Here is a 25352-nt window from a genome sequence, read left to right on the forward strand (position 1 = left end):
ATGGCCAGGCGCCTTGTGCTTGCTATGGTGCGGGAATGAAAAATTCCGCCCGTCGCCTGTCCTGGCTGTTCTGCTTCATGCCCTTATCCGTCATGCTGTCCGCTTGTGCCAGCCATGCCACGGGGAAGGAAGCTGCCATGCCAGAGGTCGACTACGGGGAAGTGCGGGTAACGGAGCATCGCGGTCACGATGATCTGCTGAGTGCAGGACTGGGCCTTGCCGGCCTGGCCGCTGCGCCGCTGCCCTTCACCGATCCACTCGACCCCGGCGCGGAAGAACTGCGGCGACGCGCGATCCAGACCAGCTGGAAGGGCATCGCCGACCTGGGTCCGCTGGGTGGCTACGGCACGGTCTACGGCGCGGTGCCCGACGTGCCCGGGCGCGAATACTCGGCGTTTGCCCGGATTCCCGGCGCACGCGCGCCGCATCGCGTATTGCTGCAGTTGCCGGACAACTTCGACAAGCAGAAACGCTGCCTGGTGGTGACGGCTTCCTCGGGATCGCGCGGCGTCTACGGCGCGATTTCGCTGGCCGGCGCGTGGGGCCTGCCGCACGGCTGCGCGGTGGCGTATACCGACAAGGGCACCGGCACGGGCTACTTCGATTTCGCCGACCACAGCGGCGTGGCGCTGGACGGGCGTCGCGCGAAAAAGGGCGACGCCGCGCTGGAATTCCAGCCGATGCCGGGGCCGCCGGTCACCGGCATCGCGATCAAGCACATGCATTCGGGCGACAACCCGGAGGCGGCCTGGGGCAGGCACGTGATCCAGGCCGCGCAGTTCGGCCTGGCCATGCTCGATCGGGCATATCCGGAAGAGGCGCCGTTCACGCCGCAGAACACGAAGATCATCGCCACCGGCATCTCCAATGGCGGCGGTGCGGTATTGCAGGCGGCCGGGCTGGATCACGACGGATTCTTCGCCGGCGTGGTCGCGCTGGAACCGAATGTGCACGTGAAGGATCGCGGCCGCGCGCTGTATGACTACGCCACCGAGGCGGCGATCTGGCTGCCCTGCGCCCTGAGCGCGGAACAGTTTGCCAGCGTACCGATGGCGCGCGGGCCACGCGGCGTGGCGTTGCCTGCATGGCCGATCCGCTGCGCCAGCCTGCGGGCGCAGGGCAAGCTCAGTGGCAACACGCTGGCGCAGCAGTCTGCGCAGGCGCGGGACTATCTGCATGCGCGTGGCTGGACCGACGAGGCGATGGACACGGCGGCCAGCACCACGGCGTTCGACCTATGGCGGGTGATCGCGGCGGGCTACGCCTCGTCCTACCTGCGGCGCGGCGCGGGCGACATGCCTTGCGGATTTCATTACGCGGCGATCGGCGCCGGTGGCGCGCCGGGCGTGGCGGACGCCGCGACGCGGGCAGCGTGGTGGGCCGAGGGTTCCGGCATTCCCCCGGGCAACGGCATCGGGCTTTACGGCGGCGTCAATGTATCGGCCGATCCGACCCTGATCGGCAGCGAGTGCCTGCGCGCCCTGTGGACCGGCGAAGACCACGAGGCGCAGGCGCTGCACGCTTCGGTGGCCGAAACCGCCGCTCGCCTGCCGCGGGCGGACCTGCCGCTGTGGGTGCTGCACGGCGCCAGCGACGGCTTGCTGCCCACGGCTTTCAGTTCCGAGCCGTACGTGGAGTGGCTGCGCGACGAAGGGCGCCGGCCGATCTACTGGAAGGTGCCGCATGCGCAGCACTTCGATGCGTTCCTCGCTTTGCCAGGTTTCGGCGAGCGCCACGTGCCGCTGCTGCCATACGGCTACGTGGCGCTGGATCGGTTGTGGGGGCACCTGTACGAGGGCGAAGCATGGCCGGTCGATGTGCCGGCGCCCGCGGCCCGGCCGCGTGGCGCCGGTGCTCTCGATCGCGGCAAGCTGGGCCTGCCTTGAGCATCGACGGTCGGCCATGGCTGATCCACCGCCCGGGCTGGGTTATCCTTCACGACCCCGATATCCGTGCCGTGGCACGGTGCAGCTCTTGAACCCAAGGATTTGCCATGACCATCAATGTCACCTTCACCACCAACCGCGGCCCGATCCATCTGCGCCTGCATGAAGACAAGGCGCCGGTCACGGTGGCCAACTTCGTCAACCTGGCAAAGCGTGGCTACTACGACGGCCTGTCGTTCCATCGCGTGATCGCCGACTTCATGATCCAGGGCGGTTGCCCCGAGGGCAGCGGTCGCGGCGGTCCGGGCTACAAGTTCGAGGACGAGTTCAACGCCTCGCTGAAGCACGACAAGCCGGGCGTGCTGTCGATGGCCAACGCCGGTCCGCGCACCAACGGCAGCCAGTTCTTCATCACCCATGGCCCGACCCCGTGGCTGGATGGCAAGCACAGCGTGTTCGGCGAAGTGGTCGATGCCGCCGACATGGACGTGGTCAACGCGATCAGCCAGGGCGACACGATCGAGAAGGTCACCGTGGACGGCGACGTCGACGCCCTGCTGGCGGCGCAGTCGGATCGCGTCAAGGAATGGAACGCGGTGCTCGACCAGCGCGGCTGATTCCATCATCAGGATTCGCAGAAAATCGCCGGCGGATGCCGGCGATTTTTTTGGGGACGAAGGTCATGGTCGCGCCGGTTTCATCAGCCTATGATCGACTGGCTTCACGCTTGTTCATTCATCAAGGAGAACGACCATGTCATTCCTCGACGATTTGCTTGGCGGTCAGGGACAGCAGCAGGCCGGCGGTGCCGGCTCGATGATCTCGGTGGCGGGTGATCTGCTGCAGCGCGCCGGCGGCGTGCAGGGCCTGATCAGCATGTTGCAGCAGCACGGGCTCGGCGGCGCGGTGCAGTCGTGGGTGGGCACCGGCGCGAACCAGCCGGTCTCGGGGGATCAGCTCGGTCAGGCGCTGCAGAGCGGTGGCATGGGTTCGCTGGTGCAGGAGGCTGCGGGCAAGCTCGGTGTCGATCCGGGCGTGGTGCTCAGCGGGCTGTCGCACGTCCTGCCACACGCGGTCGATCACATGACGCCGGATGGCCAGGTGCCGGATGCGGGGCAGGGCGGCGGCTTCGATCTGGGCATGCTTGAAGGTCTGGCCGGCAAGCTGCTGGGTGGGCTGGCGCAGGCCTGACAAACCCAGCACGATCAGGTGAGCCTGATCGGAAACATCCCGGCAGAGCGGCGCTCCGCCGGGATCGCTGCTCAGGCGGACTTGCGCCTGAGCAGGTGGTAGATCAGCAGCAACACGATCGCACCGATCACCGAAGCGATGAAGCCGGCCGATTGCCCCTCCTGGTACCAGCCAAACACGTTCTGGCCGACCCAGGTGGCGAGCAGCGAGCCGGCAATGCCGATGATGGCGGTGATGATGAAGCCGCCCGGGTCCTTGCCCGGCATCAGCAGCTTGGCCACCAGGCCGACGATCAGTCCAATCACGAATACCCAAAGCCAGTGCATGTGGATCTCCTCCGCGTTGAGTGAGCCGCCCGTCGCGCGGGCGTGGCCATCATGCCCGGTTCTCGTGGACGTGGCGTGCACGACCAGCGCCGTGCCCGGATGGCGTGATAAAATCACCGCCTTTGCTTCCTCCCCCAGCGTGAGAGACCCATGCCCCAGCTCGCCCAGCGTGTCGGCCGCGCCAAACCCAGCGCGATCATGGTGATTGCCGAGAAGGCGAAACAGCTCAAGGCTGCCGGCCGCGACATCATCAGCTTCTCCATCGGCGTACCGAACTTCCTGCCGGGCGAACACGTGTATGCCGCCGCACGCGAGTCGCTGTCGCATGACTCCGGCCAGTACGGCAGCAACCGCGGCGCCGACGCGCTGCTGGATGCATTCCTCAAGCACATCGAGGCACTGGGTTTTTCCGGCTACGGGCGCACGAACCTGTCGATCGGCATCGGCGCCAAGCACGTGCTGTACAACCTGGCCGAGGCGCTGCTGGACGAGGGCGACGAGATCTGTTTCGCCGCGCCGTACTGGACCACGTACCGCGACATCGCCGACATCGTGGGCGCGAAGATCAACGTGATGCATTGCGGACCGGAGCAGAACTACAAGCTCACCCCGGCCCAGCTCGACGCCGCGCTGGCGCTCAAGCCGAAGGTGTTCCTGTTCAACAACCCGTCCAACCCCACCGGCATGGTCTACACCGGTGCGGAGATCGCGGCGCTGGCCGAGGTGCTGGCGAGGCACCCGGATACCTGGGTGATCACCGACGACATCTACAACTCGATGGTGTTCGACGGCATCGGCTACCACAACTTCGTGTTCGCCAAGCCCGAGCTGAAGGAACGGGTGATCTTCGTCGATTCGGTGTCCAAGACCTACGGCATGCCGGGCTGGCGGGTGGGCCTGATCGCGGCGCCGGAAGCGGTGGCGAAGGCCGTCACCACGCTGAACTCCAACCACATCACCAGCCTGCCGGAAGTGATCACCGCCGCGGCCGTGGCGGCGCTGAGCGGACCGCAGGATGTCCCGCAGGCCAAGTGCGAGGAATTCGCCGGCCGTCGCGACACCGTGTTTGCCGCGCTCAGCGCGATTCCCGGCGTGGTGTGCCCGCGGCCGCAGGGTGCGTTCTACGCATTCCCCGACGTTTCGGTGGCCTTCGGCAAGAGCCACCACGGCGTGGCGATCAACAACGACGTGGAATTCTGCGCCGCGCTGCTGGAGGCCAAGGGCGTCGCCTGCGTGCCCGGTTCCGCCTTTGGCGAGCCGCGTGCGATGCGCATCTCGTACACCTGTCCGGCTGCACAATTGCAGCCGGGCCTGCAACGCATTGCCGAGTTTTTCGCCGAGCTGAATTGAACCCGTGAATCGGGAATGGGGAGTCGGGCATCGGCCCGCTCCGCTCTTCCGATTTTCCTTTGCCGATTCCCCCTTCCCGGAGATCAAATGATGAAAGCCCCCGTTCGCGTTGCCGTTACCGGCGCTGCCGGCCAGATCGGTTATGCCTTGCTGTTCCGTATCGCCGCCGGCGACATGCTGGGCCCGGACCAGCCGGTGATCCTGCACCTGCTGGAAATCACCCCGGCCTTGCCGTCGCTGCAGGGCGTGGTGATGGAATTGAACGATTGTGCCTTCCCGACCCTGGCCGGCGTGGTCGCCACCGACGATGCCAACGTCGCCTTCAAGGACGTCGACTATGCGCTGTTGGTCGGCGCCCGCCCGCGCGGCCCGGGCATGGAGCGCAAGGATCTGCTGGAAGCGAACGGTGCGATCTTCGGTCCGCAGGGCAAGGCGATCAATGACCACGCCAAGCGCGACGTGAAAGTGCTGGTGGTCGGCAACCCGGCCAACACCAATGCGCTGATCGCCCAGCAGAACGCGCCGGACCTGGACCCGAAGTGCTTCACCGCGATGGTCCGCCTGGACCACAACCGCGCCAAGGCGCAGCTGGCCGAGAAGACCGGCAAGCACAACACCGACGTCAAGAAGATGACGATCTGGGGCAACCACAGCTCCACCCAGTATCCGGACCTGTCGCAGACCACCGTCGACGGCAAGCCGGCGTTGAGCCTGATCGACCAGGCCTGGTACGAGAGCGACTTCATCCCGACCGTGCAGCAGCGCGGCGCGGCGATCATCAAGGCGCGCGGCGCCTCGTCCGCGGCCTCCGCCGCGTCGGCCGCGATCGACCACATGCGCTCGTGGGCGCTGGGCACGGCCGAGGGCGACTGGGTTTCGATGGGCATTCCGTCCGACGGTTCCTACGGCATCGCCCCGGGCGTGATCTACGGCTACCCGGTGACGGTGAAGGACGGCAAGTACACGATCGTGCAGGATCTGCCGGTCAGCGACTTCTCGCGCGCCCGCATGGATGCCACCGACAAGGAACTGCGCGAAGAGCGCGCCGGCGTCGAGCATCTGTTCGCGAAGTAACAAGTCGGCTCCCGCAGGGAACCGGAAAGGGTGGCCGATCGGCCACCCTTTTTTTTGCGCGCCGGTCAGTGCGGAGTGTGCGCCAGGCCCTTAAATGCCTGCCGCACGTAATCCAGCAGCGTGTCGTCCACCGCGGTGCCGCTGCGCAGGTCCGGTTCCCTGGCATAGGCCTCGCGGATGCGGGCGTGTGTCGCCGGATCATCGCCGGCGTAGGCGCGGAACAATGCCATCCAGCGCGTCGCCAGCTGTCGCGCATGCGGATCGTCGGTGGGCAGATGGTCGGCGATCGCCTGGCGCAGTTCGGCGATCAGTGGCGGCCACGCGTACATCTGCCGGCCGTAATGCTCGCGCATGCGCTGCATGTCGTGCGGCGTGAGGTAGCGCTCGAAGATCGCCAGCCGCCCCGCGACCATCGACTGCTCCACGAACTGCTCCAGCTCGCGGGTGATGCCGCTGCGTTCGCGCAGGCCGGGCTCGTTCTCGTTCATCGCATGCAGGCGCATCAGGAAGGCGGGATTGCCGCCGGTGCCGCGGCCGACCATCGTCATCCACTGTTGCGCCAGGATCTGCGCGTCGGGATCGTCCGGCGTGGCGCCGCGGTCCATCGCCGATTGCACGGCGCTGACCAGGGCGCTCCAGTCGGTCAGCACGTCCGGGTCGGTGTGCAGCGGCAGGGTCTTCAGTTCCTCGGGTGAAAAATACTTCTCGTACATCGTCATCAGCTCCAGCGTGTCCAGCCAGTCGGCCAGGTCGGGGGGCTGTCCGTTCGCCAGCTGCGCGCGCAGATGCACCAGGCGCTCGCGCAGGCGGGTGCCTTCGGCGAGTTCGCGGTCGATCTGCGAGATCTGCTGGTCGACCACCTCGGCCAATGGCTGCAGCGGTCCGGACAGGGCTTTGCCGATGTCGGCCAGCGACAGGCCCAGCTGACGCAGGGCCTGGATACGGTGCAGGCGTTCGATGTTCGCCCGGTCGTAGTGTCGATAGCCGGCAGCGGAGCGCACCGAGGGCGTCAGCAGTCCGATGGTGTCGTAATGATGCAGCGTGCGGACGGTCAGTCCGCAGCGCCTGGCGAGTTCGCCCACGGTCAACAACATGGCCTGCCTTCTCCTTCGGTGTGCGCCGTGCACACTGGGGCCTCACGTTACGTGAGGGTCAAGCGTGGCGAAAGGCCATGAGCGGCTACGACCATTGTCGCGATGATGCGGCTGCCGGGCTGGTCTAGGCTGGCGGCAACGAAACCCTGGAGTCCGCCCATGTGCTACGAGGAGTTCTACCGGCAGTCGGTCGACGAGCCGGAGCGATTCTGGGCCGAGCAGGCGCGGCTGATTCACTGGGAGACGCCGCCGCGGCAGATCCTCGATCAGTCGAACCCGCCGTTCCGGCGCTGGTTCGTGGGTGGCACGACCAACCTCTGCTACAACGCGGTCGATCGCCACCTGGCCGAGCGCGCGGAGCAGCTGGCGCTGGTGGCGATTTCCAGCGAAACCGACATCACTCGCGAGTTCACCTATCGCCAGCTGCATCGCGAGGTGAACACGTTCGCCTCGGTGCTGCAGTCGCTGGACGTGGGCAAGGGCGACCGGGTGGTGATCTACCTGCCGAACATGGCCGAGGCGGTGTTCGCGATGCTGGCCTGCGCGCGGATCGGCGCGATCCACTCGGTGGTGTTCGGCGGGTTTGCCGCGCACAACCTGGCGTTGCGCATCGACGACGCGCAACCGAAGTTGCTGATTGCCGCCGATGCCGGCATGCGCGCGGGCAAGGTGATTCCGTACAAGCCGCTGGTCGATGCGGCGCTGAACGAGGCCTCGGCACCGCCGCCGCATGTGCTGCTGATCGATCGCGGGCTGGATCCGCAGATGACGCGGGTGGCTGGACGCGATCTGGATTACGCCAGCCTGCACGCGCAACACGCCGATGCGGAGGTGCCGGTGGCCTGGCTGGAATCGAACGAGCCGAGCTACCTGCTGTACACCTCGGGCACCACCGGCAAGCCCAAGGGTGTGCAGCGTGACGTCGGTGGTTATGCGGTGGCGATGGCCTTGTCGATCCGCCACGTGTTCGACATCGCGCCGGGGCAGGTGATGTTCTCCACCTCCGACGTGGGCTGGACGGTGGGCCATTCCTACAATGTCTACGGCCCGTTGATCGGTGGCGCCACCAGCCTGTTGTACGAGGGCCTGCCGACGCGGCCCGATGCGGGCATCTGGTGGCAGCTGTGCGAGCGCTACAACGTGCGCACCATGTTCTCCTCGCCCACCGCGATCCGCGTGCTGAAGAAGCAGGACGAGAGCTGGCTGAAGAAGTACGACCTGCCGACGCTGAAGTGGCTGTTCCTCGCCGGCGAGCCGCTGGACGAGCCGACGGCACAGTGGATCACCGGCGCGCTGGGTGTGCCGGTGATCGACAACTACTGGCAAACCGAGACCGGTTGGCCAGCGATCACCCTGATGCCCGGGCTGGATCTGAAGACGGTGAAATTCGGCTCGCCGGGCCTGCCGGCGCCGGGCTACCGGATGAAGGTGATCGACGAGAACACCGGCGCGGAAGTGCCCCACGGCACCAAGGGCGTGCTGGTGTTGCAGCTGCCGTTGCCACCAGGCTGCCTCAGCACCATCTGGCGTGACGACGACCGCTACGTGTACAGCTATTTCAGCCACTTCAAGGAGCTGCTGTACAGCTCGCTGGACTGGGCGGTGCGCGATGAGGACGGCTATACGTTCGTGCTTGGCCGCACCGACGACGTGATCAACGTGGCCGGCCATCGCCTGGGTACGCGCGAGATCGAGGAATCAGTGGCCAGCCATCCGGCGGTGGCCGAGGCGGCCGTGGTCGGCGTGAGGGACGAGTTGAAGGGGCAGGTGCCGATCGTGTTCGCCACGTTGAAACGGGATACCGGCGATGGTGCAGCCGAGGTCGCGAAGGCCATGCAGCAGCGCGTGGTCGACCAGCTTGGCGGCGTGGCCAGACCGTCACGCATCTACGTTGTGAATGCCTTGCCGAAGACCCGTTCCGGCAAACTGTTGCGCCGCTCGTTGCAGGCGTTGGCGGAGCAGCGCGATCCGGGCGATCTGTCCACGCTGGATGATCCGGGGGCGCTGGAGGACATTCGCCGCGCGCTGGAACACGGGCCCGATCAAGGCAGCTGACGCCGGGCAGGCACGGCCTGCCCGGCCAAGCGGTGAACGGGACAACAAGTTATCCCGTTCACTTCGATCCGTTCAATTCGATCAGGCGGTGACCGCTTCCTTGCGGTCTTCCGTGACCACCAGCGGGCTGCGGATCAGGTGATCGAAGGCGCTCAGCGCTGCCGTGGAGCCGGCACCCATCGCGATCACGATCTGCTTGTACGGCACCGTGGTGGCGTCGCCGGCGGCGAACACGCCGGGCAGGGAGGTCTGGCCGCGTTCGTCGATCACGATCTCGCCGCGCGGCGACAGTTCCAGCGTGCCCTTCAGCCATTCGGTGTTCGGCAGCAGGCCGATCTGCACGAAGATGCCTTCCAGTGCCAGCGTGTGCATCTGCTCGCTGGTGCGGTTCCGATAGACCAGTGCGCTGACCCGCTGGCCATCGCCCAGCACCTCGGTGCTCAACGCGCTGACGATGATGTCGACGTTGGGCAGACTGCGCAGCTTGCGCTGCAGGACTTCGTCGGCGCGCAGCTTGCCGTCGAATTCGATCAGGGTGACGTGGGCCACGATACCGGCCAGGTCGATCGCCGCCTCGACGCCGGAGTTGCCGCCGCCGATCACCGCCACGCGCTTGCCCTTGAACAGCGGACCGTCGCAGTGCGGGCAGTAGGCCACACCCTTGTTGCGGTATTCGTCTTCGCCGGGCACGCCCATCTGCCGCCAGCGGGCGCCGGTCGAGAGGATCACCGTCTTCGACTTCAGCGTGGCGCCGTTGGCCAGTTCGATTTCAACCAGGCCACCGGTGGCGTCGCTGGCCGGCACCAGCTTCTCGGCGCGCTGCAGGTTCATCACGTCCACGTCGTATTCGTGCACGTGCTGCTCCAGCGCGGCGGCGAGCTTCGGGCCTTCGGTATAGGGCACCGAGATGAAGTTCTCGATCGCCATGGTGTCCAGCACCTGGCCGCCGAAACGCTCGGCCGCCACGCCGGTGCGGATGCCCTTGCGCGCAGCATAGATCGCCGCCGCCGCGCCGGCCGGGCCACCACCGACCACGAGCACGTCGAACGCGTCCCTGGCCTTGATCTTCTCCGCTTCGCGGGCGCTGGAGCCGGTGTCGAGCCTGGCCACGATCTGCTCCAGGCTCATGCGGCCCTGGTCGAACACTTCGCCGTTGAGGAACACGGTGGGCACCGACATCACCTGGCGCTTTTCCACCTCGTCCTGGTACAGCGCGCCGTCGATCGCCACGTGCTGGATGCGCGGGTTGAGCACGCTCATCAGGTTCAGCGCCTGCACCACGTCGGGGCAGTTCTGGCAGGACAGCGAAAAATACGTCTCGAACTTGAAGTCGCCATCAAGGTTGCGAACCTGCTCGATCGTATCGGCGGCCGCCTTCGACGGATGGCCACCCACTTGCAGCAGGGCCAGCACCAGCGAGGTGAATTCATGACCCATCGGCAGACCGGCGAAACGCACGCCGACGTCGGTGCCGACGCGGTTGATCGCGAACGACGGCTTGCGCGCCTCGCTGTCGTCGCGGCGCAGGCTGATCTTGTCGGACAGCGCGGCAATCTGCCGCAGCAGTTCGTCCAGTTCCTGCGACTTGGCGCTGTCGTCCAGCGCGGCGACCAGCTCGATCGGCTGCACCAGCTTTTCCAGGTAGGCCTGCAACTGGGTCTTGAGGGTTTCGTCGAGCATGGCTACCACTCCAGTGATGGATGCGTGGGGATCGTGGGGAGGGAAGAGGCTTGTGACAGCAGCCTGCGCCGGAGGGGAGGGCGGCAGGGCGGGGAGCGGTGCCGGGCGCAAGCCGCTGACACAAGCATCCAGGCGGGTTGGAACCGGGCGCCGCGGCGCCCGGTTCCGATGCAGCGGTGAATCAGATCTTGCCGACCAGGTCCAGCGACGGCGCCAGGGTCTTCTCGCCTTCCTTCCACTTGGCCGGGCAGACCTCGTTCGGGTGGGCGGCGACGTACTGGGCAGCCTTGACCTTGCGCAGCAGTTCGGACGCGTCGCGGCCGATGCCACCGGCATTGATCTCGACGATCTGGATCTTGCCCGCCGGGTCGATCACGAAGGTGCCGCGATCGGCCAGGCCGGCTTCCTCGATCATCACCTCGAAGTTGCGGCTGATCGTGCCGGTCGGATCGCCGACCATGGTGTAGTTGATCTTCTTCACGGCGTCCGAGGTGTCGTGCCAGGCCTTGTGCGCGAAATGGGTGTCGGTCGAGACCGAATAGATCTCCACGCCCAGCTTCTGGAACTCGGCGTAGTTGTCGGCCAGGTCCTCGAGCTCGGTCGGGCAGACGAAGGTGAAGTCGGCCGGGTAGAAGAACACCACGGACCACTTGCCCTTAAGGTCGGCGTCGGAGATCTGGACGAATTTGCCGGCTTTCAGTGCGTCGGCCTTGAACGGTTTCACTTCGGTATTGATCAGGGACATCTTGGTTTTCCCGTGGTGGTTGAACAGTGGTGACGATGCTACGAGGGTGGGCGCGATAAATCTAATTGATTATCGGCATCGCAACGATTGGCCTGAGCTATCAGGTGTCCTGTCCCGATCTGTGACCGGACGGGCCTGCTTCAAGCCCGCACTTCGGCCATGCCGGGGGCGCTCAGGGCGCGACCAGTCGCCCGCGCAATTGCTGGTCCACCACCGTGGCGGTGACGATGTCGCTGCCCACGTTGACCGTGGTGCGCATCATGTCCAGGATGCGGTCCACCCCGATGACGATGCCGATGCCTTCCGGCGGGATGCCGAACGTCGCCAGCAGGCCGGCGATCATCGGCAGCGAGCCGCCCGGTATGCCGGCGACGGCCACCGCGCTCAGCACCGACAGCAGCATCAGGATGGCCTGATGGCTCAAGCTGAGTTCCACGCCGAACGCCTGCGCCACGAACAGCACCACGCAGCCTTCGAACAGGGCGGTGCCGCTCATGTTCATGGTCGCGCCCAGTGGCAGCACGAAGCCGGCGGTGCTGGGGTTGAGTTTCAGCTCGTCATGCGCCACCGCCAGCGAGGCGGGCAGGCAGGCGTTGCTGGAACTGGTGGAAAACGCGGTGATCAGCAGGGCGCGGATCTGCCGGAAGTACGCCAGCGGCGAACGCCTGGCCAGGAAACGCAACCACAGCGACATCGTGCCGAACAGGTGCAGCGCCAGCGCGACGCTGCAGCCGACCACGAACACCGACAGCGCCAGCAGCACGTCCACGCCGACCTTGACGATCACGCTGTAGATCATCGCCGGTACCGCGAAGGGCGCCAGTTGCAGGGCGAAGCCCACGATCTTCGTCATCAGGTCGGTGATGGTGTCCAGCGCCACCTGCACCCGCTTGCGCTCCTTCTCGCGCAACTGGGTGGCCGCCGCGCCGACCAGGATCGCGAACAGGATCAGCGGCAACACGTCGCCCAGCGCATTGCGGCTGGGGCCGGCCACCGCGCCGACCAGGTTGCGCGGCATGAACATCTCCACCAGCGTGCTGAAACTCATGCTGGGCTGGGCGGCCTTGGTGTCGATCGTCTTCTGCGCGCTGCTGCCGTATTCCTGCATCAGCTGGGTGCGCGCCTGCTCGTCCAGATGATGGCCGGGCTGTACCGTGTTCATCATCACCAGGCCGATCGCCACGGCGATCAGCATGTTGGCGAAGAACAGCGCAAAGGTGCGCCCGGCCAGCGGCCCCAGCCGGTCCAGCCGGCCCAGTTGGGCCACGCCGGAGGCCAGCGAGCTGAACACCAGCGGGATCACCACGAAGAACAGCAAGCGCAGGAAAATCTGGCCAAACGGATCGAACACCGCCGAGGAGATCTTCTGCATGAAGGCCAGCGTGGGCGGATGCAATTGGCCGACGCCCAGGGTGGCCACGGCGGCCACCACGCCGATCACCAGGCCCCAAAGGATGCGTTTCGCGAGAGGAGTCGATGTGCTCATGGGTTGAATGTACGGGGCGACGGCGGATTCGTCACGCAGGAAATTGCGGCTCGCCGCCGGCCCGGCGCCAGCCTCCGTTCGAGGCGATGGCAGGGGTGTCGGAAGGTCCCATCCCGGCGGGATGCCCCGGTGGGCTAAAATGCCCGTTTTGACGGAGGCGACATGACTCAGCCCGCATCCCCCGGTACACGTTTCCGTTCGGCCGTTGCCGCCGAACAGCCACTTCAGGTGATGGGCGCGATCACCGCCTACGCCGGCCTGATGGCCAGGCGCGTCGGCTACAAGGCGCTGTACCTGTCCGGCGGCGGCGTGGCCGCCAATTCGCTGGGCATGCCGGACCTCGGCATCAGCACCATGGAAGACGTGCTCACCGACGCGCGCCGCATCGTCGACGCCACCGGCCTGCCGCTGCTGGTCGACATCGATACCGGCTGGGGCGGGGCGTTCAACATCGCCCGCACGATCCGCTCGTTCGAGCGCGTGGGTGTGGCCGCGGTGCACATGGAGGATCAGGTCGGCCAGAAGCGTTGTGGCCATCGTCCCGGCAAGGAAGTGGTGCCGAAGGACGAAATGGTCGACCGGGTGAAGGCGGCAGTGGATGCGCGCACCGATGCGGGCTTCGTGATCATGGCGCGCACCGACGCGGCGGCCGTGGAAGGCATCGACGCGGCGATCGAGCGCGCGGTGGCCTATGTCGAAGCCGGTGCCGACATGATCTTCCCCGAGGCGATGAAGACGCTGGCGGATTACCGCAAGTTCAAGGCCGCGGTGAAGGTGCCGATCCTGGCCAACCTCACCGAGTTCGGTTCCACCCCGTTCTTCACCACCGACGAACTGCGCGACGCCGGCGTGGACATCGCGCTGTACTGCTGCGGTGCCTATCGCGCGATGAACAAGGCGGCGCTCAACTTCTACGAAACCGTGCGCCGCGAAGGCACCCAGAAGAACATCATCGACACCTTGCAGACGCGCGAGGAGCTGTACGACTTCCTCGGTTACCACGCCTATGAGGACAAGCTCGACTCGCTGTTTTCGAAGCAGGGCTGATCCCCGCGCAAACGCATACGCCAAGCAAAAAAACCGCACCCTGGAGAACCCGATGAGCGAACAAGTCCTGCCCAAGGCCAAGAAATCCGTCGCCCTGTCCGGCGTCGCCGCCGGCAACACCGCGCTGTGCACGGTCGGTCGCAGCGGCAATGACCTGCATTACCGCGGTTATGACATCCATGACCTGGCGGCCAAGGGCTGCTTCGAGGAAGTGGCCTACCTGCTGGTGCACGGCGTGCTGCCGAACTGGACCGAACTGCAGAACTACAAGGCCAAGTTGAAGCGTCTGCGCGGCTTGCCCGCGCCGGTGAAGGCCGCGATGGAGCTGCTGCCGGCCTCGACCCATCCGATGGACGTGCTGCGCACCGGTTGTTCGGTGCTGGGCACCGTGCTGCCGGAGAAGGACGACCACAACGTCACCGGCGCACGCGACATCGCCGACCGCCTGATGGCCAGCTTCGGTTCGATGCTGCTGTACTGGTACCACTTCAGCCACAACGGCAAGCGCGTCGAGACCGAGACCGACGACGACTCGATCGCCGCGCATTTCCTGCATGTGCTGCACGGCAGGAAGCCCAGCGACCTGCATGCGCAGGCGCTGGACAAGTCACTGGTGCTGTACGCCGAGCACGAGTTCAACGCCTCCACCTTTGCCGCCCGCGTCATCGCCGGTACCGGTTCGGACATGTATTCGGCGATCACCGGCGCGATCGGCGCGCTGCGCGGTCCAAAGCATGGCGGCGCCAATGAAGTGGCGATGGAGATCATCGCGCGCTATCGCAATGCGAACGATGCCGAGGCCGACATCCGCGCCCGCGTCGAGAAGAAGGAAATCATCATCGGCTTCGGTCACCCGGTCTACACCGTCTCCGATCCGCGCAACGAGATCATCAAGGAAGTCTCGCGCAAGCTGTGCACCGACGGCGGCAACCCGACCCTGTTCGAGGTGTCCGAGCGGATCGAGAAGGTGATGGGCGAGGTCAAGAAGATGTTCCCCAACCTCGACTGGTTCTCGGCCAGCGCGTACCACATGATGGGCGTGCCCACCGCGATGTTCACCCCGCTGTTCGTGATCTCGCGTACTTCCGGCTGGAGCGCCCACGTGATCGAGCAGCGCCAGGACGGCAAGATCATCCGCCCCAGCGCGAACTACACCGGCCCGGAAGACCAGGCCTACGTGGCGATCGACAAGCGCTGAACCCGTGACGGCGAATCCGGGGCGGGGTCCCGGGTTCGCCGTGTCGACCAGTGTCCCCGGAACGGGACCGGTTCAGTCCGCTCCGGGTGGGGCCTCGATTCAGTGGTTGGCCAACCTGGCCTGTTCCCTGCGCCTGTGCACCAGCCAGCCTCCGCCGCAGATGCCGATCACGGCCAGCGCATCGACGCCGTACTTCATCCATGCGTGCGCCTCGAACCAGCTGCTCAGCAGGTGGTCGTGGGTGATCATGCGGCCGGCGGTGATCGCGATGGCCGCGGCGCCGATGTACATGATGATCGGGTAGCGATCGATCAGTTTCAGGATCATCGTCGAGCCCCAGACCACCAGCGGCACGCTGATCAGGAGCCCCAGGATCACCAGCAGCAGGTGGCCCTTGGAAGCGCCGGCAATGGCCAGCACGTTGTCCAGGCCCATCAGCGCGTCGGCGACGATGATCGTGCGCAGCGCAGCCCAGAACGTGTTGCCCGACTTGATGTCCGGGCCCTGATCGTCACCGTGGTTCAGCAGTTTCCAGGCGATCGGCAGCAACAGCAGACCGCCGACCAGCATCAGCCCGGGAAGCTTCAGCAGATAAACGACCACGGCGGTCAGTACGAAGCGGATCGCGATGGCGCCGAACGTGCCCCAGAAAATCGCCTTCTTCTGCAGCTCCTTCGGCAACCGGCTGGCGGCCATCGCAATGACGATGGCATTGTCGCCGGCCAGCACGAGGTCGAGCAGGATGATGGCCAACAGGCCGGAGAGAAAATCGGGAGCAACGAAATCCATCGAGGTTTCCTTGCGCGTCGGACAATGCAATGGCCACGGACGCGCGCGGCCCGTGACCACCGCAAAAGTCTCGTTCGCAGGCAACTGCTGGACGACCGGAGCGAGACCTCGCTCGTGTTGACGATCGTCGCACCGGGGCGGGACAAAGCCTGCCGCGGGAACTACTCCCTTTTGGGAAGGTGTCCAAGCATTGTCGATGCCGTCGCGCACACCAGTCAAGCCAGGCCCTTAAGGAAAATGCCTGCTCCCGCTACAATCAGTCGTCCAACGATGCAGTTCTCCCGCTTTGCCCCCATGACCGGTTTGCCATGAACAGCAGTTGTCGGGCGGGAGCGCAGACAACGCATCGACCTGCGTTCAACCGGGTATTTATCTCCAGGGTTCCCCAGCATTCATGAATACTGTCTATCGCCAATCCCTTTCCGGCACGTCGCTGGACTATTTCGATGCGCGCGCCGCCGTGGAGGCGATCCAGCCGGGCGCCTATGACGCGCTGCCCTATACCTCGCGCGTGTTCGCCGAGAACCTGGTGCGTCGTTGCGATCCGGCGATTCTCGTCGAGTCGCTGAAGCAGATCATCGAGCGCAAGCGCGAGCGTGATTTTCCGTGGTTCCCGGCGCGTGTGGTGTGCCATGACATCCTGGGCCAGACGGCGCTGGTGGACCTGGCCGGTCTGCGCGACGCGATTGCCGAACGCGGCGGCGACCCGGCCAAGGTGAATCCGGTGGTGCCGGTGCAGTTGATCGTCGATCACTCGCTGGCGGTGGAGTGCGGCGGCTTCGACCCGGACGCGTTCACGAAGAACCGCGCGATCGAGGATCGCCGCAACGAAGACCGCTTCCACTTCATCGACTGGACCAAGCAGGCGTTCGAGAACGTCGACGTGATTCCGCCAGGCAACGGCATCATGCACCAGATCAACCTGGAGAAGATGTCGCCGGTGGTGCAGGTGCAGGACGGCGTGGCTTATCCGGACACCTGTGTGGGCACCGACAGCCACACGCCGCACGTGGACGCGCTGGGCGTGATCGCCGTCGGTGTCGGCGGCCTGGAAGCCGAGAGCGTGATGCTTGGCCGTGCCTCGTGGATGCGCCTGCCCGACATCGTGGGCGTGGAGCTCACCGGCAAGCGCCGGCCCGGCATAACCGCTACCGATATCGTGCTTGAGCTCACCGAATTCCTGCGCAAGCAGAAGGTGGTTGGCGCGTACCTGGAATTCCGCGGTGAAGGCGCCGCCAGCCTTACCCTGGGCGATCGCGCGACGATCTCCAACATGGCGCCCGAGTACGGTGCCACCGCCGCGATGTTCTTCATCGACGGGCAGACCCTCGACTACCTGCGCCTCACCGGCCGCAGCGACGAGCAGGTCCGGCTGGTGGAAACCTACGCCAGGGCTGCGGGCCTGTGGGCCGACACGCTGCTGCATGCGCAGTACGAGCGCACGCTGACGTTCGACCTGTCCTCCGTGGTGCGCAACATGGCTGGCCCGTCCAACCCGCACAAGCGCCTGCCGACATCGGATCTCGCCGCGCGCGGCATCGCTGCCGAGTGGGAAGAACAACCGGGCCAGATGCCCGATGGCGCGGTGATCATTGCCGCCATCACCAGCTGCACCAACACCAGCAACCCGCGCAACGTGATCGCGGCTGCGCTGCTGGCGCGCAACGCCAATGCGCGCGGACTCACGCGCAAGCCCTGGGTGAAGAGCTCGCTGGCACCGGGTTCCAAGGCGGTGCAGTTGTATCTGGAAGAGGCGAACCTGCTGCCCGAGCTGGAGAAGCTCGGCTTCGGCATCGTCGCGTTCGCGTGCACCACCTGCAACGGCATGTCCGGCGCGCTCGATCCGGCGATCCAGCAGGAGATCATCGATCGCGATCTTTACGCGACGGCCGTGCTGTCGGGCAACCGCAACTTCGATGGTCGCATCCACCCGTATGCCAAGCAGGCCTTCCTGGCTTCGCCGCCGCTGGTGGTCGCGTACGCCATCGCCGGCACCATCCGTTTCGATATAGAGAAGGACGTGCTCGGTCTGGACGCCAACGGCCAGCCGGTGACGCTGAAAGACATCTGGCCCACGGATGAAGAGATCGACGCGATCGTCTCCTCCAGCGTGAAGCCGGAGCAGTTCCGCAAGGTCTACGAGCCGATGTTCGCGCGCACCGGCCACGCCGGCACCCGCGCCGCGCCGTTGTACGACTGGCGCCCGCAGAGCACTTACATTCGTTGCCCACCGTACTGGGAGGGCGCCCTTGCGGGTGAGCGCACGCTCACTGGCATGCGTCCGCTGGCGGTGCTTGGCGACAATATCACCACCGACCACCTGTCGCCGTCGAACGCGATCATGCGTAACAGCGCCGCGGGCGAATACCTTGCAAAGATGGGCCTGCCGGAAGAGGACTTCAATTCGTACGCGACCCATCGCGGCGACCACCTGACCGCGCAGCGCGCCACTTTCGCCAATCCCACGCTGATGAATGAAATGGCGGTGGTCGATGGCGAAGTGAAGAAGGGTTCGCTGGCCCGCGTGGAGCCGGAAGGCAAGGTCATGCGCATGTGGGAGGCGATCGAAACCTACATGGAGCGCAAGCAGCCGCTGATCATCATCGCCGGCGCCGACTACGGTCAGGGCTCGTCGCGTGACTGGGCGGCGAAGGGCGTGCGCCTGGCGGGCGTGGAGGCGATCGCGGCTGAAGGCTTCGAGCGGATCCATCGCACCAACCTGATCGGCATGGGAGTGCTGCCACTGGAATTCAAGCCGGGCACCAGCCGCATGACGCTGGGCATCGATGGCACCGAAACCTTTGACGTCGTCGGCGGACGCAGCCCCTTGGCGGAGCTGGTTCTGGTCATCCACCGCAAGCATGGTGAACGCGTCGAAGTGCCGGTGATCTGCCGCCTGGACACCGCCGAGGAAGTGCTGATCTACGAAGCGGGCGGTGTGCTGCAACGCTTCGCGCAGGACTTCATCGAGGCTTCGCAGGCGGCCTGACCGCGCGTTGTTCCGCGGGTGATGCCACGAGGCATCGCCATGCGGTTGGCGGTTGCGCCTGCATGATTTGCCGGCGCGGCACAGTCACCACAGGATCACAGATACATGGCACAGCTCCCCCAGCTCCGCATTCCCGCCGCCTACCTGCGCGGCGGCACCAGCAAGGGCGTGTTCTTCCGCTTGCAGGACCTGCCCGAGACCGCGCAGGTACCTGGCGCCGCGCGCGATGCGCTGCTGCAGCGTGTGATCGGCAGCCCCGATCCCTACGGCAAGCAGATCGACGGCATGGGCGGCGCCACCTCCAGCACCAGCAAAGCGGTGATCGTCTCCAGCAGCACCCGGCCGGATCACGACGTGGATTACCTGTTCGGCCAGGTGGCGATCGACAGGGCCTTCGTCGACTGGAGCGGCAACTGTGGCAACCTCTCGGCGGCGGTCGGTCCGTTCGCGATCGCGGGCGGCCTTGTGGATCCCGCGCGTGTTCCGCGCGACGGCATCGCCACCGTGCGCATCTGGCAGGCCAACATCGGCAAGACCATCATCGCCCATGTGCCGATGACCGACGGCGCGGTGCAGGAAACCGGCGACTTCGAGCTGGACGGCGTGACGTTCCCTGCCGCCGAAGTGCAGTTGGAATTTCTGGATCCAGCAGCTGAGGAAGACGGCGCTGGCGGGGCCATGTTTCCCACCGGTCATCTCGTGGACGACCTGGAAGTACCGGGGGTCGGTACGCTCAAGGCGACCATGATCAACGCCGGCATTCCCACGATTTTTGTGCAGGCCGACGCGATCGGCTACACCGGTACGGAGCTGCAGGAGGCCGTCAATGGCGACGCCACGGCTCTGGCGATGTTCGAGGCCATTCGCGCACATGGCGCGCTGCGCATGGGTCTGATCAAGTCACTCGACGAGATCGCCACGCGGCAGCACACGCCCAAGGTCGCATTTGTCGCCAGGTCGGCCGACTATGTCGCATCGAGCGGCAAGCCCGTCAAGGCGGATGACATAGACCTGCTCGTGCGCGCGATGTCGATGGGCAAGCTGCACCACGCCATGATGGGTACGGCGGCGGTGGCTATCGGTACCGCCGCGGCCATTCCGGGCACGCTGGTGAACATTGCGGCAGGTGGTGGTGAGCGACAGGCCGTGCGCTTTGGTCATCCGTCGGGCACCTTGCGCGTGGGTGCGGAGGCAACGCTGGTTGATGGTGCATGGACCGTCACCAAGGCGATCATGAGCCGAAGCGCGCGCGTGCTGATGGAAGGCTGGGTGCGCGCGCCCGCAGCGTGATTCCGCAGAGCGGGGCAGTGTCCCCTTCGGTGCCACCACATGCTCAGGTGGCTTCTGACAAGATAGGCATCAAGCGACAAGGATGGTTCATCCCGAGCAATGGCGGCTTTCCTGCCGTCAGGAGACCAAGCACTCATGAGTACGCACGACATCCGCTCCGCCAAGCGCCCAGATCCCGACCAGCCGATGGTCGACGTCGCCAACTATGTCGTCGACTACAAGATCGACTCTGCCGAAGCGTACGACACCGCGCGCTACATGCTGCTGGACTCGCTGGCCACGGCGATGATGGCGATGAAGTTCCCCGAGTGCGTGAAGCATCTCGGGCCGTTGGTGCCGGGCGCCATCTTGCCGGGTGGTGCGCGCGTCCCGGGGACCCACCATGAGCTTGACCCGGCACAGGCGGCGTTTGCGATCGGCACGCAGATCCGCTGGCTGGATTTCAACGACACCTGGCTGGCGGCGGAGTGGGGTCATCCTTCGGACAATCTCGGCGCGATCCTCGCCGTGGCGGACTACCTGAGCCGCAAGGCCGAGCGTGAAGGTGGACGACCACTGACCGTACGCGATGTCTTGGGTTACGCGATCAAGGCCCATGAGATCCAGGGCTGCTACGCGCTGCTGAACAGTTTCAACCAGGTTGGCCTGGACCACGTGATTCTGGTGCGGCTGGCGTCGACCGCCGTGGCCACTGCCATGCTTGGCGGGAGCAGGGAGCAAGTCACAACGGCCTTGTCACACAGCTGGATCGACAACGGCGCCCTGCGTACCTATCGCCACGCGCCAAACACGGGTCCGCGCAAGAGCTGGGCTGCCGGTGACGCCTGCCGTCGCGCGGTGACCCACGCCATCAATGCGGTCTACCGCGGCGTGGCGGGCTATCCGTCGGCGCTGTCGGCGAAGACCTGGGGCTTCTACGACGTGGCATTCGGCGGCAAGCCGTTCGAGTTCGAGCGTCCGTTCGGCAGCTACGTGATGGAAAACGTGCTGTTCAAGATCAGCTATCCGGCCGAATTCCACGCACAGACCGCGGTGGAGTGCGCCATGCAGCTGCATTCGCAGGTGGCGGGTCGGATCGACCAGATTGAAAGGATCGCCATCGAAACCCAGGAAGCCGGTTGTCGCATCATCGACAAGACCGGTCCGCTGGCGAATTACGCCGATCGCGATCATTGCATCCAGTACATGGTGGCAGTGCCGCTGATCCACGGTCGACTGGTGGCCAGCGATTACAACGACGACGTCGCCGCCGATCCGCGCATCGATGCGTTGCGCGAGAAGATGACAGTCGTCGAAAACCCGCAATTCACCCGGGACTACTTCGATCCGGCCAGGCGTTATATCGGCAATTCGGTCCAGGTGTTCTTCAAGGACGGCAGCAGCACGGAGAAGGTTTCGATCGATTACCCCATCGGCCATCGCAAGCGTCGCGCCGAGGGCATACCGGTGCTTCTGCAGAAGTTCGAGGCCGCGATGCAGGGCCACATGCCCGCCCACAAGGTCAAGGCGATCATGGCGGCAACCCGGGACCCCGCACAGCTGGATGCGATGCCTCTGCATCACTTCCTGGAGCTCTTCACGTTGTAAAGACGACGTGAGTGGAAAATTAACGCAGGGTCGGGCGCCGGGATGGGCATTTCTTCGTCCCTGCGTTTCCATGTTCCAGCTAATGCCATATTCCGTTCAAATCCGACTTTCCTGAATGAAACCTCACCGGTAGTTGTTCTGAATAGTGTTAATTCGATCACGGCTTAACGCTTTTGCTACAATCCCCGCCGCTTGTCGCATAAACGCCAAGCAGGGGCTTTAAAAGCTCTGAGTGACGTAGTTCAGTCTGATGCGGGACTTCCGGTCAGGGTTGAACGGACGCGAAATTCTAATAATTGAGGAGACACCTGATGAAACGTAAGGGCTTGTATTTTCTGATCGCGCTGGCCCTGGGCGGCGTAGGTGCCGTTCATGCTCAGGACGCAGCCGCTCCGGCCGACACCGCCAGCTCGATGACCTCGCCGTCCTACGACGGTCGCTGGTACATCGCCCCCACGGTCGGCGGTTACTACAACGATACCGACCGCAACACCAACAGCCGTCAGATCTACTACGGTCTGGGCGTTGGTCGTTTCATTTCGTCGAACACCTCGATCGACATCTTCGTCGATCGCACCAAGCGTGACGCTGACGGTGGCGGCAGCTGGTCCAACAACAGCGTGGGCGCCGCTGTGCGCTTCTACGCGGGCGACTGGAACGCCTGGCGTCCGTACCTGCTGGCTGGCGTGATGGGCAGCAACCATCACGGCGTGCATGGCAGTGGCTGGTCCCCGGCTGCCGAGCTGGGCGGCGGTCTGTCCAAGACCATCGACGACAGCTCCGACTTCCGCGTGGAAGCCGGCTACCGTTATGACTGGGACAACGACAGCCAGCCGACCATGGACGGCTACGGTGACTGGTTCCTGGGCTTCAGCATCGTTTCGCGCTTCGGCGCCCCGGCTGCCGCTCCGGCTGCTCCGGTCGCCGCCACTCCGCCCCCGGCTGACTGCTCGACGATGGACAGCGACAGCGACGGCGTGAACGACTGCGAAGACAAGTGCCCGGCCACCGCCGCCGGCACGATTGTCGGCCCTGATGGTTGCGCGCAGAAGGTCGTGATCGACCTGCGTGGCGTTAACTTCAAGTTCGACCGCCCGAAGAAGGGTGAGACGGACATCTCCAAGTCGCTGGCCGAGCCGAGCGCTGACTCCATCGCGGTGCTGAACCAGGCCGTCGATACCCTGCAGCGTTACCCGCAGGTCAAGGTGACGGTGGCCGGTTACACCGACTCGAAGGGCACCGACGAGTACAACCAGAGCCTGTCCGAGCGTCGCGCCTCGATCGTCTACAACTACCTGACCAGCCACGGCATCGATGCCAGCCGTCTGGAAGGCCCGATCGGTCACGGCGAAAGCAACCCGATCGGTGACAACGAGACCGATGCCGGTCGCGCGCAGAACCGTCGTACGGAACTGCAGGTTCAGCAGTAATCGAACCGCGGTAAATCAGCAAGGAAAAACCCGGCTTCGGCCGGGTTTTTTTTGCCTGCCGGCCCCGAACGGGCGCGATTCGGGTTGGCGCATCACCGCGCAGCCTTATACGCTAGCGCGATGCCCCGTCCCCCTTCTTTCCGTCGTGCATCCGCAGCGACTCCATCCGCGCAGTCGCCGCGGCATGGTCTGGCTCGTGTGCTGTCCAAACTGGGTGCCTGTTCGCGCAGCCAGGCCGAGCAGTGGATTCGCGCCGGTCGGGTCAGCGTGGATGGCCACGTGGTTCGCGATCCCTATCAGCCCACCCTGATCGACCGGCATCGTCTGGCGGTCGATGGCCAGCCGGTGCAGCGAAGTGAAAGCGTCTACGTGGCTTTCAACAAACCGCGCGGCATCGTGGTCAGTGCGGCCGACGAACATGGCAGGGCGACGGTCTATACCGCCCTGGCCGCAGCCGGCCTGCCGTGGCTGGGGCCGGTCGGTCGTCTGGACAAGGCCAGCGAAGGGTTGCTGCTGCTTAGCAACGACACGACCTGGGCCGCGGGCATCACCGACCCGGCGACGCATCTGGAGAAGACCTACCACGTGCAGGTGGCCGGCCAACCCGACGACGCCGTGCTGCAGGCGATGCTGGCCGGCGTCGAGGATGCGGGTGATCGGCTGAAGGCGCGCAAGGCCACGCTTCTGCGCGTGGGCGACAAGAATGCGTGGCTGGAAGTGGTGCTGGACGAAGGACGCAACCGGCATATCCGCCGATTGCTGGCTGCCCTGGGTTTCGACGTCCTGAGACTGATCCGGGTGGCGATTGGCCCACTTGCCCTGGGCGAGTTGGCGAAAGGCCAGTGGCGGCGACTCGACCAGGACGAAGTGCGAGCCCTCGTCACGAAGTCATAGGGCCGCCCGCGGCCTGCGCCGGAAGCGATCAGCCGGCGATCACGCCCAGCTTACGTCCCACCCTGGTGAACGCGGCAATCGCCCGGTCGAGATGCTCGCGGCTATGCGCTGCGCTCATCTGCGTACGGATGCGTGCCTGGCCCTGCGGCACCACCGGGTAGAAGAAACCGGTGACGTAGATGCCTTCCTCCAGCAAGGCCGTGGCCATCGCCTGGGCCTTCGGTGCGTCGTAGATCATCACCGGCACGATCGGGTGCACGCCGGGCTTGATGTCGAAGCCCGCCGCGGTCATCTGCTCGCGGAAGTAGCGGGTGTTCTCCTTGAGCTGCTCGCGCAGGTCGCCGGCGCTGGCCAGCATGTCGAATACCTTGATCGCGGCGGCGACCACGTGCGGCGGCAGCGAGTTGGAAAACAGGTAGGGACGCGAGCGCTGGCGCAGCAGCTCGATCACTTCCTTGCGGCCGGTGGTGAAGCCGCCCAGGGCGCCACCCAGCGCCTTGCCCAGGGTGCCGGTGAAGATGTCGATCTTGTCCATCACCCCGTTGACCTCGGCCGCGCCGCGGCCGGTGTCGCCGAGGAAGCCGGTGCAATGGCATTCGTCGATGTGCACCATCGCATCGTATTTGGCGGCCAGCGCGGTGATCTCGTCGAGCCTGGCGATGAAGCCGTCCATCGAGAACGAGCCGTCGGTGGTGATCAGCTTGGTGCGCGCGCCGGCCGCGTCGGCGGCCTGCAGCTGCTTCTCCAGGTCGGCCATGTCACTGTTGGCATAGCGGAAGCGCTTGGCCTTGCACAGGCGGATGCCATCGATGATCGAAGCGTGGTTGAGCGCATCCGAGATCACCGCGTCTTCCTCGCCCAGCAGCGGTTCGAACAGGCCGCCGTTGGCGTCGAAGCAGGCGGCGTAGAGGATGGTGTCCTCGGTGCCGAAGAAGGCGGCGATCTTCGCTTCCAGCTGCTTGTGCAGGTCCTGCGTGCCGCAGATGAAGCGCACGCTGGCCATGCCGAAGCCGTGCGTATCCAGCGCGTCCTTGGCGGCGGCGATCACCTCGGGGTGATCGGCCAGGCCCAGATAGTTGTTGGCGCAGAAGTTCAGCACCTTGCGGCCGCCTTCCAGCTCGATCTCGGCGGACTGCGGCGAGGTGATGATGCGCTCGGCCTTGAACAGGCCCTGCTCGCGGATGGAGTCGAGTTCGCTGGCGTAGCGCGCCTTGGCTGAGTAGCTCATGGGGAATTCCGGC

General features: G+C 65.6%; 20 protein-coding genes. 13 read left to right on the top strand and 7 right to left on the bottom strand.

Translation table 11 applies throughout. The features are described 5' to 3' along the window. The first annotated feature begins 77 nt into the window (after positions 1-77). The 3 genes from ASD55_RS07120 (at position 78) to ASD55_RS07130 (ending at position 3077) form a co-directional block, all read left to right on the top strand. Entirely contained in the window at positions 78-1886 is a 1809-nt protein-coding gene (locus tag ASD55_RS07120) for a 3-hydroxybutyrate oligomer hydrolase family protein (protein ID WP_200946118.1), read from the top strand. 107 nt (positions 1887-1993) lie between these two features. Then, entirely contained in the window at positions 1994-2503 is a 510-nt protein-coding gene (locus ASD55_RS07125; RefSeq protein WP_056764779.1) for a peptidylprolyl isomerase, read from the top strand. A gap of 136 nt (positions 2504-2639) precedes the next feature. Next, a complete protein-coding gene (locus ASD55_RS07130) occupies positions 2640-3077 on the top strand; it encodes a YidB family protein (RefSeq protein WP_056764781.1) in 438 nt (145 codons plus the stop codon). A gap of 71 nt (positions 3078-3148) precedes the next feature. On the opposite strand, the gene ASD55_RS07135 is transcribed toward ASD55_RS07130, so the two are convergent. Then, the gene (locus ASD55_RS07135) at positions 3149-3403 is read right to left on the bottom strand and encodes a GlsB/YeaQ/YmgE family stress response membrane protein (RefSeq protein WP_056717603.1); all 255 of its coding nucleotides are present in this window, start codon (positions 3401-3403) and stop codon (positions 3149-3151) included. Between the two features lie 150 nt (positions 3404-3553). On the opposite strand from ASD55_RS07135, the gene ASD55_RS07140 reads away from it, so the two are divergent. Next, complete coding sequence (locus tag ASD55_RS07140; protein ID WP_056764783.1) at positions 3554-4753, top strand: aminotransferase class I/II-fold pyridoxal phosphate-dependent enzyme; 1200 nt, start codon at positions 3554-3556, stop codon at positions 4751-4753. Between the two features lie 90 nt (positions 4754-4843). Continuing rightward, complete coding sequence (locus ASD55_RS07145) at positions 4844-5827, top strand: malate dehydrogenase (protein ID WP_056717614.1); 984 nt, start codon at positions 4844-4846, stop codon at positions 5825-5827. A 65-nt stretch (positions 5828-5892) separates the two neighbouring features. On the opposite strand, the gene ASD55_RS07150 is transcribed toward ASD55_RS07145, so the two are convergent. Then, on the bottom strand, positions 5893-6921 hold the full coding sequence (locus ASD55_RS07150; RefSeq protein ID WP_056764785.1) for a MerR family transcriptional regulator: 1029 nt from the start codon (positions 6919-6921) through the stop codon (positions 5893-5895). 159 nt (positions 6922-7080) lie between these two features. Between ASD55_RS07150 and prpE the strand changes: the two genes are divergently transcribed. Continuing rightward, entirely contained in the window at positions 7081-8976 is a 1896-nt protein-coding gene (gene prpE, locus ASD55_RS07155; RefSeq protein ID WP_056764787.1) for a propionate--CoA ligase, read from the top strand. 81 nt (positions 8977-9057) lie between these two features. On the opposite strand, the gene ahpF is transcribed toward prpE, so the two are convergent. From ahpF to ASD55_RS07170, 3 genes are all read right to left on the bottom strand, one after another. After that, positions 9058-10656 carry an alkyl hydroperoxide reductase subunit F gene (gene ahpF, locus ASD55_RS07160; protein ID WP_056764789.1) on the bottom strand — a complete coding sequence of 533 codons (1599 nt, stop codon included), beginning with the start codon at positions 10654-10656 and terminating at the stop codon, positions 9058-9060. Between the two features lie 181 nt (positions 10657-10837). Next, a complete protein-coding gene (ahpC, locus tag ASD55_RS07165; RefSeq protein ID WP_056717598.1) occupies positions 10838-11401 on the bottom strand; it encodes an alkyl hydroperoxide reductase subunit C in 564 nt (187 codons plus the stop codon). A 172-nt stretch (positions 11402-11573) separates the two neighbouring features. Next, positions 11574-12887, bottom strand: a complete 1314-nt coding sequence (locus ASD55_RS07170; RefSeq protein WP_082542683.1) for a dicarboxylate/amino acid:cation symporter — start codon at positions 12885-12887, stop codon at positions 11574-11576. 162 nt (positions 12888-13049) lie between these two features. Between ASD55_RS07170 and prpB the strand changes: the two genes are divergently transcribed. Together prpB and prpC are read left to right on the top strand one after the other, a co-directional pair. Further along, entirely contained in the window at positions 13050-13934 is an 885-nt protein-coding gene (prpB, locus tag ASD55_RS07175; protein ID WP_056764790.1) for a methylisocitrate lyase, read from the top strand. 52 nt (positions 13935-13986) lie between these two features. Further along, a complete protein-coding gene (gene prpC, locus ASD55_RS07180; RefSeq protein WP_056764792.1) occupies positions 13987-15132 on the top strand; it encodes a 2-methylcitrate synthase in 1146 nt (381 codons plus the stop codon). 99 nt (positions 15133-15231) lie between these two features. Here prpC and ASD55_RS07185 read toward each other — a convergent pair whose 3' ends face one another. After that, entirely contained in the window at positions 15232-15921 is a 690-nt protein-coding gene (locus tag ASD55_RS07185; protein WP_056764793.1) for a TerC family protein, read from the bottom strand. A 394-nt stretch (positions 15922-16315) separates the two neighbouring features. Here ASD55_RS07185 and acnD point away from each other — a divergent pair, with 394 nt between their 5' ends. The 5 genes from acnD (at position 16316) to ASD55_RS07210 (ending at position 24111) form a co-directional block, all read left to right on the top strand. Beyond that, positions 16316-18910 (top strand): Fe/S-dependent 2-methylisocitrate dehydratase AcnD, encoded by a 2595-nt coding sequence (acnD, locus tag ASD55_RS07190; RefSeq protein WP_056764795.1) that lies wholly within the window; start codon positions 16316-16318, stop codon positions 18908-18910. 105 nt (positions 18911-19015) lie between these two features. Continuing rightward, a complete protein-coding gene (gene prpF / locus ASD55_RS07195) occupies positions 19016-20200 on the top strand; it encodes a 2-methylaconitate cis-trans isomerase PrpF (protein WP_056764797.1) in 1185 nt (394 codons plus the stop codon). Between the two features lie 135 nt (positions 20201-20335). After that, positions 20336-21787 carry a bifunctional 2-methylcitrate dehydratase/aconitate hydratase gene (locus ASD55_RS07200; protein WP_056764799.1) on the top strand — a complete coding sequence of 484 codons (1452 nt, stop codon included), beginning with the start codon at positions 20336-20338 and terminating at the stop codon, positions 21785-21787. Between the two features lie 311 nt (positions 21788-22098). After that, positions 22099-23217: an OmpA family protein gene (locus tag ASD55_RS07205; RefSeq protein WP_056717591.1), complete on the top strand. Its 1119-nt coding sequence runs from the start codon at positions 22099-22101 to the stop codon at positions 23215-23217. A 120-nt stretch (positions 23218-23337) separates the two neighbouring features. Beyond that, positions 23338-24111, top strand: coding sequence for a pseudouridine synthase (locus ASD55_RS07210; protein WP_056764801.1), 774 nt, complete (start codon positions 23338-23340; stop codon positions 24109-24111). A 28-nt stretch (positions 24112-24139) separates the two neighbouring features. Here the strand turns inward: ASD55_RS07210 and kbl are convergent, their stop codons facing one another. Then, entirely contained in the window at positions 24140-25339 is a 1200-nt protein-coding gene (gene kbl, locus ASD55_RS07215) for a glycine C-acetyltransferase (RefSeq protein WP_056764803.1), read from the bottom strand. Between the last annotated feature and the right edge of the window lie 13 nt (positions 25340-25352).

Source organism: Rhodanobacter sp. Root561 (assembly GCF_001427365.1).
GTDB lineage: Bacteria > Pseudomonadota > Gammaproteobacteria > Xanthomonadales > Rhodanobacteraceae > Rhodanobacter.